Genomic DNA, 14,301 nt, shown 5'->3' on the forward strand with positions numbered 1-14,301 from the left:
TCTCCAATCTTTACCTCGCGGGTACCTTGCTGAAATAATCAAGGAGTCCATTGACGACTCCACGGGACAATTCGAGCAGAAACTTATCGTCTTGGAGTTTCAACTCTTCTTCCGGATGCATCATATATGCGGACTCAATGAGTACCGCGGGGAATTCCGTAGGTCTGACGACTGCGAAATTCGCGTCGAAAACCCCGTCGTCAGAAAGGCCGGTTTGCTCAAGAACAGCCGACTGTATCGATTCGGCCAGAGTCCGGCTCAAAGTTTGATAATAGTACGTGCCGCAACCATGACGCAAGGACGGATTTTCTCCGTCGGGCAGCGCGTTGGCATGCAGGCTCAGAAAAACATCGGCATTGAACTGGCGGGCTAACGCGACTCGGTCGTGCAACCCGATCGCCGTGTCGTCTGTTCGCGTGCGAAGAACTTCAGCTCCCTTGCTGCGCAGGCCTTCTTCGAGAATTTTGGACCAGCTTAGGACTGCGTCCTTTTCTTTCGCTCCGCGCGGCCCGATTGCACCGTTGGCCGCCCCGCCGTGACCAGGATCGAGAACGATGCGCTTGCCGCGCAGTGATTTCGTCGGCGAATCTTGCTGGAAGACTTCAAAGGTCAGCAACGAATCGGACGTATTTAAGCGGTAGCCGTTTGCGGATTCGTCTAAACACACCGTTAAGGTCAAGCTCCCGTGCTGCTGCCGCCAAGTGATATCCTTGACGACATCGCGCGCACCACCTACGTAGCGAATCTTGTCAATTGTGCTGACGGCATCATGCACGACCAGGGTGAATTCGTCGCCGTCGGGCTCTGTACTGACTTCACAAAGAGGCTGGCGGTCGACATCGAATTTGATTACGGCTTCGTCGCCAATTACATAAATTTGTGCGTCTCCGACACGAACTGGTGCCGTCAAAATCTCATCGACGCCAACGCTGTCTACGAACCGACGCTCAATGACTCCACTCTGCCCAGCATCGAGGTCGAACCGCAGCCAGTATTGGGAAGACGCCGCTACGGACAGTACCGTCCCCGAATCCGGGAAAAGGTGGTAGCTGCCGCCGACCGTGGTCCGGGTATGCGAATTCGGTTGGTTTACTCGAAAGATCGCAGGTACAGCAAACTCGGCCCAAACCATATCTTCTGGTTCGGGAGCCGCATAAAATGGAAAGGTCAGCTGTGAAGTCTCTGCCTCTCCATTAGTTAGAGCGAGATTCCAAGCGAAAGTTTCAGACTGCCACGAAATCGGCAGAAAAGCCAGAAACGCGCCATCCTTTGACAGCGGGACAGGAAAATCATTGCAAGTTAAGGACATTTCGGGCAAAAAACCGTCAATATGTCCCAGAACAAAAGTCGAGTCGAGTTCCTGCGAATAGAAAAAGCTGTCTTGACCCGCTTCCAAACGTGGATAGACCAGTTGAATCTGGGCACCCCACACCGTGCCGAAGACAAATAGCAACGCAACAAGTCTCGTCACGACCACTCGCCTTGTGCCAGAAGCCTGACTCCATCAAGCACCAACCGCGGCTCGACATGAGAAATCGTCGTGCTCCGCCCTTCCAACAATGCAGCAAAACCGCCCGTTGCCACAACTGTCGCAGGTCCGGTCTCTTGGTAAATTCGTTCAATCAAACCATCGATCATCGCGAGCGAGCCAAACAAGATACCACTTTGAATGGCATGAATGGTGTTTTCACCGACGATTTTCGCGGGAAACTCGAGTTCTACTTTGGGCAAAAGTGCGGCATTTTGATTCAGGCTCTCTGATGCCGTGGCAACTCCCGGAGCGATGATGCCGCCGCGATAGACTCTCTCCTTGTCTACAACATCTATGACGGTCGCAGTTCCGAGGTCGACAACAATTATGGGAGTTCCATATTTATGGACAGCGGCGGCAACTCCGCATAGTCTGTCCGGACCGACAGCCGCAGGGGGATCGTAGGCAATGTGAATACTTTTCAGATGATTCACATCTATGACAACCGGCGAAAAACCGACTTCCTGCGACGCTTTCTCAAGACTCTTGGTCAACGCAGGAACCACTGAAGAGATTGCGACATGTTCTATCTTCTTATTGCGGTAATCCGCACGGCGCAAAGTCGCATCGAGCAGAATCATCCACTCGTCATCGGTGCGGCGGGCCTTAGAAGAAAGATGCCACTCGTGCTGCCATGCACCGTTTTCCCACCAGCCAACGGTTATGCGCGTATTACCAATATCTATGGCAACCAGAGCACTCATGCCGGCAAGATGTCTCCGCTATAAATTTCTCTGAGCACTCCAGTGCCATCGCGCAACAACAATTGTCCGGCGTCTCCTAGGCCTTCAAACTCACCAACAATTTCTTGCGCAGCGTCCACCCTTTTCACACGAGCTCCCCTGCGCGGCCCAAACTCCGTCCATGCGGAACGAATCGCCTCAAATTCACGATCCTGATAAAGATCAAAGAGCGGTTCCCATTCATTGAGAAGTTCGGCAAGTAATACTTCATGCGCCGGTTTCCAAGCGGAAGCATCATGCAAGCTCGTTGCGGGCCAACCGAATTCTGCGGCCGGTGCAGCAGTCAAATTGATCCCGACACCGACGACGATAATGTCCCATTCACCGGACGACGTTGTTTCAGCAAGGACGCCCGCAAGTTTTTTGTGTGAGAGCAAGACATCGTTAGGCCACTTAAGTGACACTTCTGCGCTTGAGTCGTGTTTGCGGATCACGCGCGCCAATGCCACTGCCGGAAGAATCGACAAGAAACCACGCATGGTCGACTCGTTCTTGACTTTAAGCATCAGAGAACAGAGTACTGAGCCGTTCGGTGTATCAGACCATGAACGGGAATTGCGGCCTTTGCCAATTGTTTGATGTCCCGCGACTACGACGCCGCCAGTGAGGGTGAATTCACTATGATTTTGGAGCAGCCAACGATTCGTAGAATCGATTTCATCAAAATACTTGATCTGTCTACCGAAGCGGCGCGTGGCGAGATGCCAATGCAATTGCTTTTCGTCCCAACTCATGAGTCGTGAAACTCTCCCCACATTTTTCGCAGGCAATCTGAAATCTCGCCGAGTGTAGCTTTGGCTTCAACAGCGCCGATGAGATGCTGCATCAGGTTGTCTTCGGTCGTTGCGGATTTGGTTAAAGCGTCCAACGCATTGGTGACTTTCACTGCGTCGCGCGCTTTGCGGAGTTTTGAAAGTCGGGCGCGTTGTTTCTCTTCGAGAGCCTCGTCCACATGCAAGACAGGCTGCTCCGACTCGTCGCCAACATTGAAGCGGTTTACTCCGACGATGAAGCGATCGTCGTTTTCTATCTCCTTTTGATAGCGAAACGCTTCGTCAGCTATTGCGTTTTGGAAGTAATGTTTCTCGATTGCGGCGACGGAACCGCCGAGTTTTTCGATCTTCTCAAGCTCTTCCCACACGGCCGCTTCGATGCGGTTAGTGAGTGATTCGACGAAATAGCTGCCGCCCAAGGGATCGACCGTGTCCGCAACTCCAGACTCAAAAGCAATAATTTGCTGAGTGCGTAAAGCAAGCTGCGCGGTGCGCTCGGTGGGAAGTCCGAGGGCCTCGTCCATTGCGTTCGTGTGCAGACTTTGAGTGCCGCCTAATACCGCGGCGAGCGCCTGCATCGTAACACGGACCGCGTTGTTGTCCGGTTGTTGCGCAGTCAACGTGCAGCCGGCAGTTTGCGTATGAAATCGCAGCATCATCGAGCGCTCGTTTTTTGCACCAAACTTCTCGCGGACAACTTTCGCCCAGATTCTTCTTGACGCTCTGAACTTTGCAACTTCTTCGAAGAAATTGTTGTGACATCCCCAGAAAAATGCCAACCGTGGTGCAAACGCATCGATATCCAAACCTCTTGCGAGTGCGGCGCGAACGTATTCAATTGCGTTCGCAAACGTGAACGCAAGTTCTTGAACCGCCGTGGATCCTGCTTCGCGGATGTGATAACCTGAAATAGAAATCGTGTTCCACTTGGGAAGATTCACGCGGCAGTAATCTATGACGTCGGTGACCAAACGCAGCGATTGTTTCGGCGGATAGATATACGTGCCGCGAGCGATGAACTCCTTCAGGATATCATTTTGAACAGTACCTTCAAGATTACTCTCGGCAATACCGCGTGAACGGGCAACGGCGATGTAGAGAGCCATGAGCGTCGACGCAGTCGAGTTGATCGTCATCGACGTGCTCACTTTGTCGAGCGGAATGCCGTCAAAGAGCACTTGCATGTCATCGATACTGCTGACCGCAACGCCAACACGACCGACTTCACCCGCCGCTTCCGGCGCATCGCTGTCATAGCCGATTTGTGTCGGGAGGTCAAAAGCAACTGACAATCCCGTCGTGCCCTGACTCAACAAATACTTATATCGTGCGTTGGACTCTTCGGCGGTACCGAAGCCCGCGTATTGCCGCATCGTCCACAGGCGGCCGCGAAACATGTTGGGCTGAACTCCGCGCGTAAAGGGATATAAGCCGGGAAAACTGAGGTCTATGTCACCGGAGTTTTGGGCATCATACAGCGTGTCAACGGCGAGATTGCTGTCAGTCACAAACTGCGCGCGGCGTTCTTTATGTTTTGTGATGAGCGCATCGAGAGACTTGCGCCATTTTTCACGCTGATCGTTCATTGTTCAAGTGGCTCACTGTGTTAACGTGAGCAGCGGAGCACCCTTTTCGACCGAATCTCTTTCTGAAATCGAAATGCTTTGAACGGTTCCGTCGGCGGGCGAACGGACTTCGTTCTCCATTTTCATAGCTTCGAGGATCAGAACGGGATCACCCTTCTTGATTGTTTGTCCTGGCTGCACCATGATTCGTAAGACCATTCCGGGCATGGCAGCCTTGATCGTAGTCGTACCGTGCTCGCCTTCAGCGGCCTGCGCGGCTGCTTTCAACAAACGATCACGCTCGGTTTCAATCACCAAAGGATACACTTGACCGTCATGAATCAGCCAAAGCTCATCGCCATGACGGTTAACCAAGAAACGTTCAACGCGGTCAGCAAGTTTGACAGATACCAGACGACCCTCCAACGAGATATCCGGCAAGTCTTGAGTCTTGTCATCGACGGAAACATCGTTGTCCGTCAACCGTACATCGAATTCTGACGATCCGATTTTTATGACTGTTTTCTCAAACATACTCTCACCAATGATTTTTCAGTGCGCGCGATCTTCCCGCTGATTGCCAATTCGATTCATGTGCGGCGGCACCGTTGGCATACTGCGCCTCTGATTTATAGGCGCGGTTGGCGACGGCGATTGCAGCAGGCAGCCAGTCGGGGACGGAGCGTTCGCTGAAAACTAATTCAATATAGTCGGGCAACAGAATTCTTTCGACGGTACCTGTATCAAACTTTCCGCTTCGAAACTCATCACGGGACAAAATGAAATTGCAGAAACCGATATTCGTCATAACACCCGCCACAAAATATTCGCGGAGCGCGCGACGCATGCGTTCGATGGCGGCTTCACGAGTTTCAGCGTAAGCCACAAGTTTGGAAATCATTGGATCGTAAAATCGGCTGATTTCCGCGCCCTCATATTGTCCAGTGTCTTCTCGCAGACCGGGACCGGTTGCGGGACGCCAAATTTCGAGTACGCCAGTCGAAGGCAAGAACCCACTCAGGACTTCTTCCGCGTAAATACGAACTTCAATGGCGTGGCCGCGCAGCTTGACGTCGTCTTGCGAGAGTTTGAGTCTCTCGCCGCGGGCGACTTCAATTTGCATACGCACCAAGTCAAGTCCTGTAACCATTTCCGTTACGGGATGCTCGACTTGGAGACGCGTATTCATTTCGAGGAAATAGAACTCCCCGGTCTTATCCAACAAGAACTCGCACGTTCCTGCATTGACATAGCCGCAGGCTTTGGCTGCCATAACGGCCGTTTCTCCGATACGTTTCCGCAATTCCGGAGTGACTGCCGCAGACGGTGCTTCTTCGATAATCTTCTGGTGGCGACGCTGCATGGAACATTCGCGCTCTCCGAGATATACCGCGTCGCCAAATCGATCCGCAAAGATCTGCACCTCGATATGCTTCGGCTCTTCGAGATACTTCTCGACGTAAACTGCATCGTCGGCAAACGCGGATTTTGCTTCGCGCTGCGCCGCTGCAAGCGCGTCGGCAAGATCTTCTTCTTTTCGAACGACGCGCATACCTTTGCCACCGCCACCCGCCGCAGCTTTCAACAAGACAGGAAAACCGGCTTTGCGCGCGAACTCAACGGCTTCGTCTGCGGATGCGACCGCGCCTTTCGTGCCGGGGACCACGGGAACATTCGCGGCAATCATCAGCGCACGCGCTTCCGTTTTTGAGCCCATCGCACTTATTGCGGACGCGGGCGGGCCGATCCAGATTAGTCCTTCATCGGCGACACGTTTGGCAAAAGATGCGTTTTCAGAAAGAAAGCCGTAGCCGGGATGAATTCCCTCCGCTCCGCTTTCTTTTGCAATCTGAATAATCTTGTCGTGAACAAGATAACTTTCCGCGGGAGTCGAACCGCCCAAGGGATAGGCGCGATCGGCTTCGCGAACATGCAGACTGTCCCGATCCACGTCGGAATAGACTGCAATCGTGCGAATTCCCATTTCGCGGCAGGTTCGCATGATGCGAACGGCAATTTCGCCGCGATTTGCTACAAGTATCGATTTCATTTTGAACTTTCCGGCATTGGCGCGAGCATTTCAGGAGTCAGTTTCATCGGAAGTTTGACGCTTGCGCCTGACTTATCTTCAAATAGAACATAGCCGTGTTTCAACGCGAACTTCAAAACGTCGCGCGTCACTTCCACGTCTTTTTGGCAATATTCTCTAACGAGACCTATTTGTCCGCTCTTGAACCATTCCAGTGACTGCAAACCATCGGCGCTTTTCCCCACGCCAAGGGTTGCGCGGGCGATTGTGTCAAGTTTCAATCTTCCGCCGCGATTCTCCGTGACAACCTCCAACAAGTCGAGAATCGGCAGCGCATGGAGGTTTTCAAACGTGTAACCTCGCAGGACCTCGAAATCAAATTTGCGAATATTGAAGCCACAGATAACATCCGCGCGTTTCAAATGCTCAAACAGCGCTTCAATTTCGGCTTCTTCATAAGAAGAAAACTTGTTCTCAATGCTGTCCCATACGACGGCCACGGCGACACGCATTTGTCGAGCTTCTCGCCACCCGCCGACTTCTTCCGCTGAGAGTTGCGTCTCCAGATCAAAAACCAGAACCCGTTTGTCCGACGGGATTTCGAATGGCTCGTAAGGTTCGTCCAGCGACTTTCTCGGCAAATTGTCCGCCGCAACAATCTCTTGCGGAAGCGGTTCGCTTTCTGGATCACCGGTAAGATAACTTAGCGTAAACCGCGCGCCGTTTTTGTCGAGCGGGCGATTCCCAGATCCACACTTAGGAGATTGAATGCACGACGGGCAGCCTTCTTCGCAAGGGCAAGTTTCAATCAACTTGAGCGTGCGCGCAAGCAAATCCTCGAAGGAGTAATACATACACTCGGCGATCCCAACTCCGCCGGGATATCCGTCGTAGAAAAAGACCGCACCGTTCGGCAATTGCGGATGTTTCGTGAAACTGATTCCGCCGAGATCATTGCGGTCGCATAGAGCAAGCAAGGGAGTCAAAGAAATCGTCGCGTGCTCCATCGCGTGTATGGAGCCCATGTGATGGAACTCCAGCTCGCCGAGTTTTCCTTGAAGCGTCGACGGCAACTCAATCCAACATCCGACGGTTTGAAAACTCTGCGGCGGAAGTTCGAGCGGCTCGACGGACAGTAACTCTTGAGTATAAACGCGGCGGCGTTCGTAGGCGACGAAGTGTTCAGTGACTTTCAGCAGTCCTAAACGCGCAACGAAGGACTTTACCGTGCGGGTTTGCCGCACGTCGAGAATCTCTGTTTCTTTTTGCGTGCGAATCATCGTGTAGACGTTGCCGCGATAGGGCTTCACGCTCGCGATTTTACGGCGCAGATCGAGCGACTCGACTTGATAGGCTTCACCGCGATGCAAGTAGATCGCGCCGTCGTGACATTCGCGAAACGCGGAGTTACCGGACACCGTGCCGATGACCGTTTCGTTCTTGCGCGACACATCGACAATATCAAAGGTGCCGCCGACGTTGCGCAAATCAACTTGCGCATGCGGACGGGGCTTGCCGGGAAACCACTGTTTTCCTGAAGCGCTGGGAAGCAGCGCGCGTTCCTGTTCGAGCGCGGCAATTGCGCTCTGATAGCGCTGCACGTCGATGTAGGGATCGCCGAACATCAACGGCATCTCGGCTGCGGCGGCAGGAAGATGCTGACGCAGGATGTGGTCGTTTTGCTGATTAACCAGCGCGCGTTCGAGCGGGCGGTTCAGAAGCTCATCGACATTGCGAGCGAAAAACTGATCGAGTTGATCGGTACCTGTGATCAACATCACACCGCTCGGCGCCCCCCTCCGCCCTACTCTTCCTGCGCGTTGCCAAAGTGACATCATGCTTCCGGGATAGCCCGCAAGAATGCACAGGTCGAGGCCGCCTATATCAATACCGAGTTCCAGCGCGCTGGTTGAAATCACTCCGTCGAGTTTTCCGCTGGAGAGATTTTGCTCAATATCGCGGCGCTCTTCGGGAAGAAAACCCGCGCGATAGGAACTCACTCGTCGCGCAAGATCGGGGCGCGAATCGGTCAAAGAGCGATAAATAATCTCCGTGGCGACGCGCGACTTAGTGAAGACGATTGTCTTTAGTCCATAATCGAGCGCGTGAATCAACGAACGCGTGACGGCATTCGTCATCGACATTTCGGGTGCATTCATCATCCAGAAATCACGTTCGGGAATCGGTGCGCCGGAGTCGGAAATGACTTCAATTTCAGCGCCGGTCAGATCGCGCGCGAACTCTTCCGGGTTTGCGACGGTCGCAGATAAGCAAATAAACTGCGGATGCGCGCCGTAGTAGTGCAGCAGTCTGCGCAATCTGCGGAAGACTTGCAGGATGTGCGATCCGAAAACTCCGCGATAGGCATGCAACTCATCGATGACGATATATTTAAGTCGCTTAAAGAACTTTTCCCAACTCTGATGATACGCCAACATACCTTGGTGCAGCATGTCGGGATTGCTGATCAGAAAATTCGGTGGAAGTTTCTTGATGCGCTGACGTTCTTTGGAAGGCGTATCTCCGTCGAAGATGCCGAGTGTAAAGAGCGGATTGTCGTGCAAATACTCTTGCCAGAGCCTTAGCTTGGCCGCTTGATCTTGCTCGAGCGCCTTAAGAGGAAACAGAAGCAATGCGGACGAGTCGGGGTCGCGCTCGATTTCGCGCAAGACCGGAAGAATGTAAGTAAGCGACTTGCCGCTTGCCGTCGGAGTGACGACGACGACATTCTTGCCGGACTCAATTCGCTGTAGAGCTTCAGCTTGATGCGCGTAGAGCGCGTGGATGCCTTGCTTTTTCAGCGCGGACTGAATAGAACTCGACAGACTTTTGAACGACTCGGAGAAACGCGCGGGCGAACCGGGCAGCTTGCCGCGAAAGATCAACGTATTGCGGAGAAGATCGTCGCCGTCAATCGCGTTCGCGAGTTTCTCCATGGTCACGTTCGTCCCCTTCCCGCCAATCCTTCTTATGTTTTTCGTTCCGGTTGTAAGCCTTAGAGTCAGGTTCTACTTTGGGAGGTTTGGTCGGAAGCGGGATTCTTTTTTTCGGCTTCCGGTATGGCTTGACGGCCACAACAACACCTAAAGTCTGTTTTCGTTTCGGTAGAATTCAAACGTTGCACGCACAACTTCTTCAAGCCTGTCTTCGCAGCGAAAGCCCCACATTTCATCAATCTTCGCAGGGTTGCATATCCAGCCCGCCGCGAGAATTTCACGGACTTTCTCGGAATTCAGCAACGCGGGCTTGCCGCTCAGTTTCATGGATAGATCACCGAATAGTCCGACAGCTTTGGCAACAAACTCCGGCAAAGTTACTTTCAAAGGAGTTTTGCCCGTGACTTCCGCAAACGCCTGCGCGACGGCGTTCCACGCGACAGGCTGCGGCATAGCGACAAAATACGTTTGGCGCAATCCGCTTTCTGCTTCAGCGGCCCGTACTAAAGCTCTCACCACGTCATGCACGCCGATCAAACTGTATCGGCGAACTTTCATGCCGACTTGCGTGTAGATCTTCGACTTCCACATCATTCTGAAGAGCGGAAAGAACTGTTCGTCTCGGGGGCCCATCACCGAAGGTGGCCGCAAAATCACCCAGTCAGTCTTACAGCATTCTTCTTTCAGCGCGAGTTCGCCGGCGAGTTTGCTTTTTCCGTAATGGGTAATCGGCTCTTCGGGATCGGACTCAATTGCCATGCGCTCAGAGCCCGACGGGCCGCAAACGGCATGTGTGGAACACAAAACGAATCGCCGGACGCCGGCAGACTCGCTTGCTTTGGCCAATCTTCGCGTGGCAACTTCGTTGACGTCGTAAAACTCTTTAGGATGCGCAGTTTTGGTGACGCCTGCGCAGTGAATCACCGTGTCAACATTCCGGACGGATTCGACAAGCACTTGCTCATTTTGCGCGTCGCCGATCGCAAGCTCATAGTCGGACGGATTGAACCACTTTAGCTTTTTGGGATTACGAACAAGCAGGCGGACGGTGCAGTCTCGTTCGCGAAGAGATTCGGCAAGATGACTGCCGACAAATCCCGTTGCGCCGGTGACGAGAATCCGTGAGCTCACGTACGCATAAACTCCATAAAGGACGCCGGCGGACGCTTCGGTTTGCCATTATTGTCCATGAAACAATGGACCGTGAAACCCGTGGCGAGCAGTTCATCCGATTCCACGAGTACGACAGAATAGTCAAAGTGCAAACGCACGCCGTCACGAATTTCGAGTTTTGCGTGCACATCAATTTGATCCTCGTAGCGCGCACCACTCAGGTATTTGCACCCGGATTCGATAACCGACAAACGCAAACCGTCTTCGTCTTCAATCCGACGGTAGGATTTCCAAAGAGTACGAATGAGGTCAGAACGCGCGACCTCAAAGTACTGGTAGTAGCAGGCGTAATAAACCCATCCCATCGCATCGGTTTCGGCATAGCGAACGCGGATGCGTGAAACGGAATCTTTATGGAGTTCTGTCAAGATTCGAGGTAGAAACCGATTCGTTCGTACTTTTTGTGTCGTGCTTCGAGCAGCTTGTCGGGCGACGTTTCCAGCAACTCGGGAAGAGTAGTCAGGATACGTTCTTTGACACGCGCTGCGATCTCGTCGTAATTCTCATGCGCACCGCCGGCAGGCTCCGGAATGATTCCGTCTATGATCCCAAGTTCGAGCAAGTCTTCGGCAGTCAGTTTCAAGGCTTCCGCGGCCAGTGGAGCTTGAGCCGCATCGCGGTACAAGATCGAAGCACATCCTTCCGGAGAGATTACCGAATAGATAGAATATTCGAGCATGAAGATTCTGTCCGCGACCGAAATCGCCAACGCGCCGCCGGAGCCACCTTCACCGATGACAAAGGTAATTATCGGGACATTCAGCCGGGCCATTTCGTATAAGCTGCGAGCGATGGCTTCAGCCTGTCCACGCTCTTCAGCTCCGAGACCGGGATAGGCGCCGGGCGTATCGATAAAGGTAACGACAGGAAGTTTGAATTTCTGAGCGAGAGCAAGATGGCGAATCGCTTTTCGGTAACCCTCGGGATTCGCCATTCCAAAATTGCGATAGATATTTTCCTTGGTGCCCCGGCCTTTTTGATGTCCCATGATCAAAATGCTTTGGCCGTCCATTTCGCCAATACCTGAAACCAGCGCGCGATCATCCGCAAAACAACGGTCGCCGTGCAGCTCGAGAAACTCTGAACAAAGCCGTTCAACATAGTCCAATGTGTAAGGACGGCGCGGGTGCCGGGCTAGTTGAACTTTTTGCCAACGCGATAGTTTGGAAAACACTTCTTCGCGCATGCGTACGGCCTTTTTCTGCATACGGTCAATTTCGACAGAAAGGTTGCCCATGCCGGAACTTTCGGCAAGCGCGCGCATTTCGGCAATTTTGTGCTCAAGCTCCACGATGGGTTTTTCAAACTCAAGCACAAAGCCGGACGCAAAACCGGGTTTTGCTGACGACGCCGTGCCGTTTTGCGATACCGTAGCGGTTGCGCGAGTCTTTTCTTGAACGGTAGAACTACTCATGATAGCCTCCCATGTATAGGGACTGCCTGATTCAAGGCGATTAGTGTCCGATAACTCTTTCCAGCCACGCTCTGAGCCCAACGCCCATTTCAACGAGTTTGTAGGTCGGTGCGGAAAGGTTGCGCCAGTGTTTGGACATATAGAGTCTCATGGCGCGGTAAAATTCTCTGTCAGCAGTATGTGAGTTTTGCTTCATGCTCTGACCGCCGAGGTGAGTAACTCTTGCGGATGGAACGAACCAAACTTCGCGGCCGAGGTCGGAAATACGTTTGAAGAGATCAATATCCTCTCCAAACAGAAAGAACTGTTCATCAAAACCGTCAATGGAAACAAAATCTTCACGCCGCATTAGGAAGCACGCGCCTGAAATACAGTCGACGCGAGCCTCACGAGCGAATCCCAACCATGGCATGCCGTAACCGGCAAAGCGACGGCTGGCGGGGAATAGCCGATCAAATCCGAAGAGCTTTCCGATTGAATTGGACGGAGTCGGAAATCCTCTTCTGCACGCCGGATCGGCGGAATTATTTTCGTCATGAAGCACGGGTCCGCAGCAGGCCGCAGAGTCTCGTGCGTCGAGAAATGAGACCAGCTCGGCGAGAGCGTTCTCGTCCAACCGTGCATCGGGATTCAGAAAGAGCAAGAACTCGGACTTGCACCGTTTCGCACCACAGTTGCACGCAGCAGCGAAACCGAGGTTGTCGTTATTTTCAACCGATATAAGCGGGGGCCCGTACTTGCCGACAATTTCTCGCGACCTATCAGCCGAAGCATTGTCCACGACGACCACTCTGTCAATCCAGTTTTCCGCCGTGCCAAGCACCGACTCAATGCACTGTGAGATCGTGGCTTCCGAATTGTACGTCACCACAACCACCGATACGCAGCGGCGCGGAATCATTTTACAGGCGGCCGAAGAGCGACTTAAAACGAAGTTTCCAAACCATCCACACGGCTTCCCGGATAATCGCCTTGGACATTTTTGAATGCCCGGCGCGGCGATCGACGAAAATAATCGGAATTTCGACGAACTTGAAGCCCTTTTTCCATGCCTTGAAGTTCATCTCGATTTGGAAACTGTAGCCGTTCGAACGGACTTGGTCCAAATCAATAGCCTTCAAAGTCGACGTGCGGAAACACTTAAAACCGCCGGTGGGATCTTTGATCGGCATTCCGGTGATGAAGCGTGTGTAGTACGACGCGAAGTAACTCAGCATCAGTCTCGACAACGGCCAGTTGACTACTGAAATTCCATTAACGTACCTCGAACCGAGCACGAAGTCATGCGACTCAATCTGTTCGAGAAACTTCGGAAGCATCAATGGGTCGTGCGAGAAGTCCGCATCCATTTCGAAGACGGCGTCATAGCCGTTTTCGATGGCATATTTGAATCCAGCAACGTAGGCGGTGCCGAGTCCAAGTTTTCCGGCGCGTTCGAGAAGGTGCAGATTGGGTTCGGACTCTTGCAAGTTCTTTACAATTTGTCCCGTGCCGTCCGGCGAATTGTCATCCACAATCAAGACGTCGACGCCGATCTTCTGATCCAGTACGGCACGAATGATGGCTTCAATTCCTTCCTTTTCGTTGTAGGTCGGAATGATGACCAATGCTTTCACAGGCGGGCTCCCGCCTTTTTGAATGCGCGAAGTTTGTCTTGAATCTCAGTGCGTTTGCGGGAAATAATTTGTGCTGCCAAGATTACCGCATTGCGCGCGCCCGCTTTGCCGATAGCAACCGTCGCGACCGGAACACCGGCCGGCATTTGAACGGTGGACAAAAGGGCATCAAGTCCGCCGAGAGTTGAACCCGCTCCGGGAACACCAATGACCGGCAAGATAGAATGCGCGGCGCACGCGCCGGCCAAGTGCGCGGCCATGCCGGCGCAAGCGATAAGCACTTCAGTGCCTTCGGATTCAGCTTGCTTTAGTCTCTCGACCAACTTGTCGGGATTGCGGTGCGCGGAAATAACTTCGAGCGACCACGTTAAGCCGAAATATTCCGCGTACTTTGCGGTATCGGCAAACTGGTCTTTGTCACTATCGGAACCCAAAAGGATGAGAATGTCCGTTGCCATATGTTAGAAAGGAACTCCCTGTCTAATTAGGAAAAAGACCACCCTGCCTATTGGCCAGGATGG

Annotated in this window: 13 protein-coding genes; all 13 read right to left on the minus strand. The window is 52.9% G+C overall.

Annotated elements, in window-relative coordinates:
* Positions 1–10 precede the first annotated feature (10 nt).
* A complete protein-coding gene (locus H6507_04715) occupies positions 11–1,471 on the minus strand; it encodes an N-acetylmuramoyl-L-alanine amidase (protein MCB9368391.1) in 1,461 nt (486 codons plus the stop codon).
* Positions 1,468–2,235, minus strand: a complete 768-nt coding sequence (locus H6507_04720; protein MCB9368392.1) for a type III pantothenate kinase — start codon at positions 2,233–2,235, stop codon at positions 1,468–1,470. Before H6507_04720 ends, H6507_04715 begins: the two co-directional genes overlap by 4 nt.
* Positions 2,232–3,008 carry a biotin--[acetyl-CoA-carboxylase] ligase gene (locus tag H6507_04725; protein ID MCB9368393.1) on the minus strand — a complete coding sequence of 259 codons (777 nt, stop codon included), beginning with the start codon at positions 3,006–3,008 and terminating at the stop codon, positions 2,232–2,234. The genes H6507_04720 and H6507_04725 overlap by 4 nt, the downstream gene beginning before the upstream one ends.
* Positions 3,005–4,633, minus strand: a complete 1,629-nt coding sequence (locus H6507_04730; GenBank protein ID MCB9368394.1) for a methylmalonyl-CoA mutase — start codon at positions 4,631–4,633, stop codon at positions 3,005–3,007. The genes H6507_04725 and H6507_04730 overlap by 4 nt, the downstream gene beginning before the upstream one ends.
* 12 nt (positions 4,634–4,645) lie before the next feature.
* A complete protein-coding gene (locus H6507_04735) occupies positions 4,646–5,146 on the minus strand; it encodes a biotin/lipoyl-binding protein (protein MCB9368395.1) in 501 nt (166 codons plus the stop codon).
* Between the two features lie 4 nt (positions 5,147–5,150).
* A complete protein-coding gene (locus H6507_04740; protein MCB9368396.1) occupies positions 5,151–6,662 on the minus strand; it encodes an acetyl-CoA carboxylase biotin carboxylase subunit in 1,512 nt (503 codons plus the stop codon).
* On the minus strand, positions 6,659–9,577 hold the full coding sequence (locus tag H6507_04745) for a DEAD/DEAH box helicase (GenBank protein MCB9368397.1): 2,919 nt from the start codon (positions 9,575–9,577) through the stop codon (positions 6,659–6,661). The genes H6507_04740 and H6507_04745 overlap by 4 nt, the downstream gene beginning before the upstream one ends.
* A gap of 147 nt (positions 9,578–9,724) precedes the next feature.
* A complete protein-coding gene (locus H6507_04750; GenBank protein MCB9368398.1) occupies positions 9,725–10,708 on the minus strand; it encodes an NAD-dependent epimerase/dehydratase family protein in 984 nt (327 codons plus the stop codon).
* Complete coding sequence (locus tag H6507_04755) at positions 10,705–11,121, minus strand: acyl-CoA thioesterase (GenBank protein MCB9368399.1); 417 nt, start codon at positions 11,119–11,121, stop codon at positions 10,705–10,707. The genes H6507_04750 and H6507_04755 overlap by 4 nt, the downstream gene beginning before the upstream one ends.
* On the minus strand, positions 11,115–12,164 hold the full coding sequence (locus H6507_04760; protein ID MCB9368400.1) for an acetyl-CoA carboxylase carboxyltransferase subunit alpha: 1,050 nt from the start codon (positions 12,162–12,164) through the stop codon (positions 11,115–11,117). The genes H6507_04755 and H6507_04760 overlap by 7 nt, the downstream gene beginning before the upstream one ends.
* 40 nt (positions 12,165–12,204) lie before the next feature.
* Entirely contained in the window at positions 12,205–13,065 is an 861-nt protein-coding gene (locus H6507_04765) for a glycosyltransferase family 2 protein (GenBank protein ID MCB9368401.1), read from the minus strand.
* Position 13,066: 1 nt separating this feature from the next.
* Positions 13,067–13,780, minus strand: a complete 714-nt coding sequence (locus tag H6507_04770) for a polyprenol monophosphomannose synthase (protein ID MCB9368402.1) — start codon at positions 13,778–13,780, stop codon at positions 13,067–13,069.
* Positions 13,777–14,238 carry a 5-(carboxyamino)imidazole ribonucleotide mutase gene (gene purE / locus H6507_04775; GenBank protein ID MCB9368403.1) on the minus strand — a complete coding sequence of 154 codons (462 nt, stop codon included), beginning with the start codon at positions 14,236–14,238 and terminating at the stop codon, positions 13,777–13,779. The genes H6507_04770 and purE overlap by 4 nt, the downstream gene beginning before the upstream one ends.
* Positions 14,239–14,301: the final 63 nt, after the last annotated feature.

The organism is Calditrichota bacterium (genome assembly GCA_020637445.1).
GTDB lineage: Bacteria > Electryoneota > RPQS01 > RPQS01 > RPQS01 > JABWCQ01.

Bases quoted from the DNA above. Each gene is read 5' to 3' on its own strand.
- H6507_04720 (MCB9368392.1), bottom strand. From the start codon at position 2,235: ATGAGTGCTCTGGTTGCCATAGATATTGGTAATACGCGCATAACCGTT.
- H6507_04725 (MCB9368393.1), bottom strand. From the start codon at position 3,008: ATGAGTTGGGACGAAAAGCAATTGCATTGGCATCTCGCCACGCGCCGC.
- H6507_04730 (MCB9368394.1), bottom strand. From the start codon at position 4,633: ATGAACGATCAGCGTGAAAAATGGCGCAAGTCTCTCGATGCGCTCATC.
- H6507_04735 (MCB9368395.1), bottom strand. From the start codon at position 5,146: ATGTTTGAGAAAACAGTCATAAAAATCGGATCGTCAGAATTCGATGTA.
- H6507_04740 (MCB9368396.1), bottom strand. From the start codon at position 6,662: ATGAAATCGATACTTGTAGCAAATCGCGGCGAAATTGCCGTTCGCATC.
- H6507_04745 (MCB9368397.1), bottom strand. From the start codon at position 9,577: ATGGAGAAACTCGCGAACGCGATTGACGGCGACGATCTTCTCCGCAAT.
- H6507_04760 (MCB9368400.1), bottom strand. From the start codon at position 12,164: ATGAGTAGTTCTACCGTTCAAGAAAAGACTCGCGCAACCGCTACGGTA.
- H6507_04765 (MCB9368401.1), bottom strand. From the start codon at position 13,065: ATGATTCCGCGCCGCTGCGTATCGGTGGTTGTGGTGACGTACAATTCG.
- purE (MCB9368403.1), bottom strand. From the start codon at position 14,238: ATGGCAACGGACATTCTCATCCTTTTGGGTTCCGATAGTGACAAAGAC.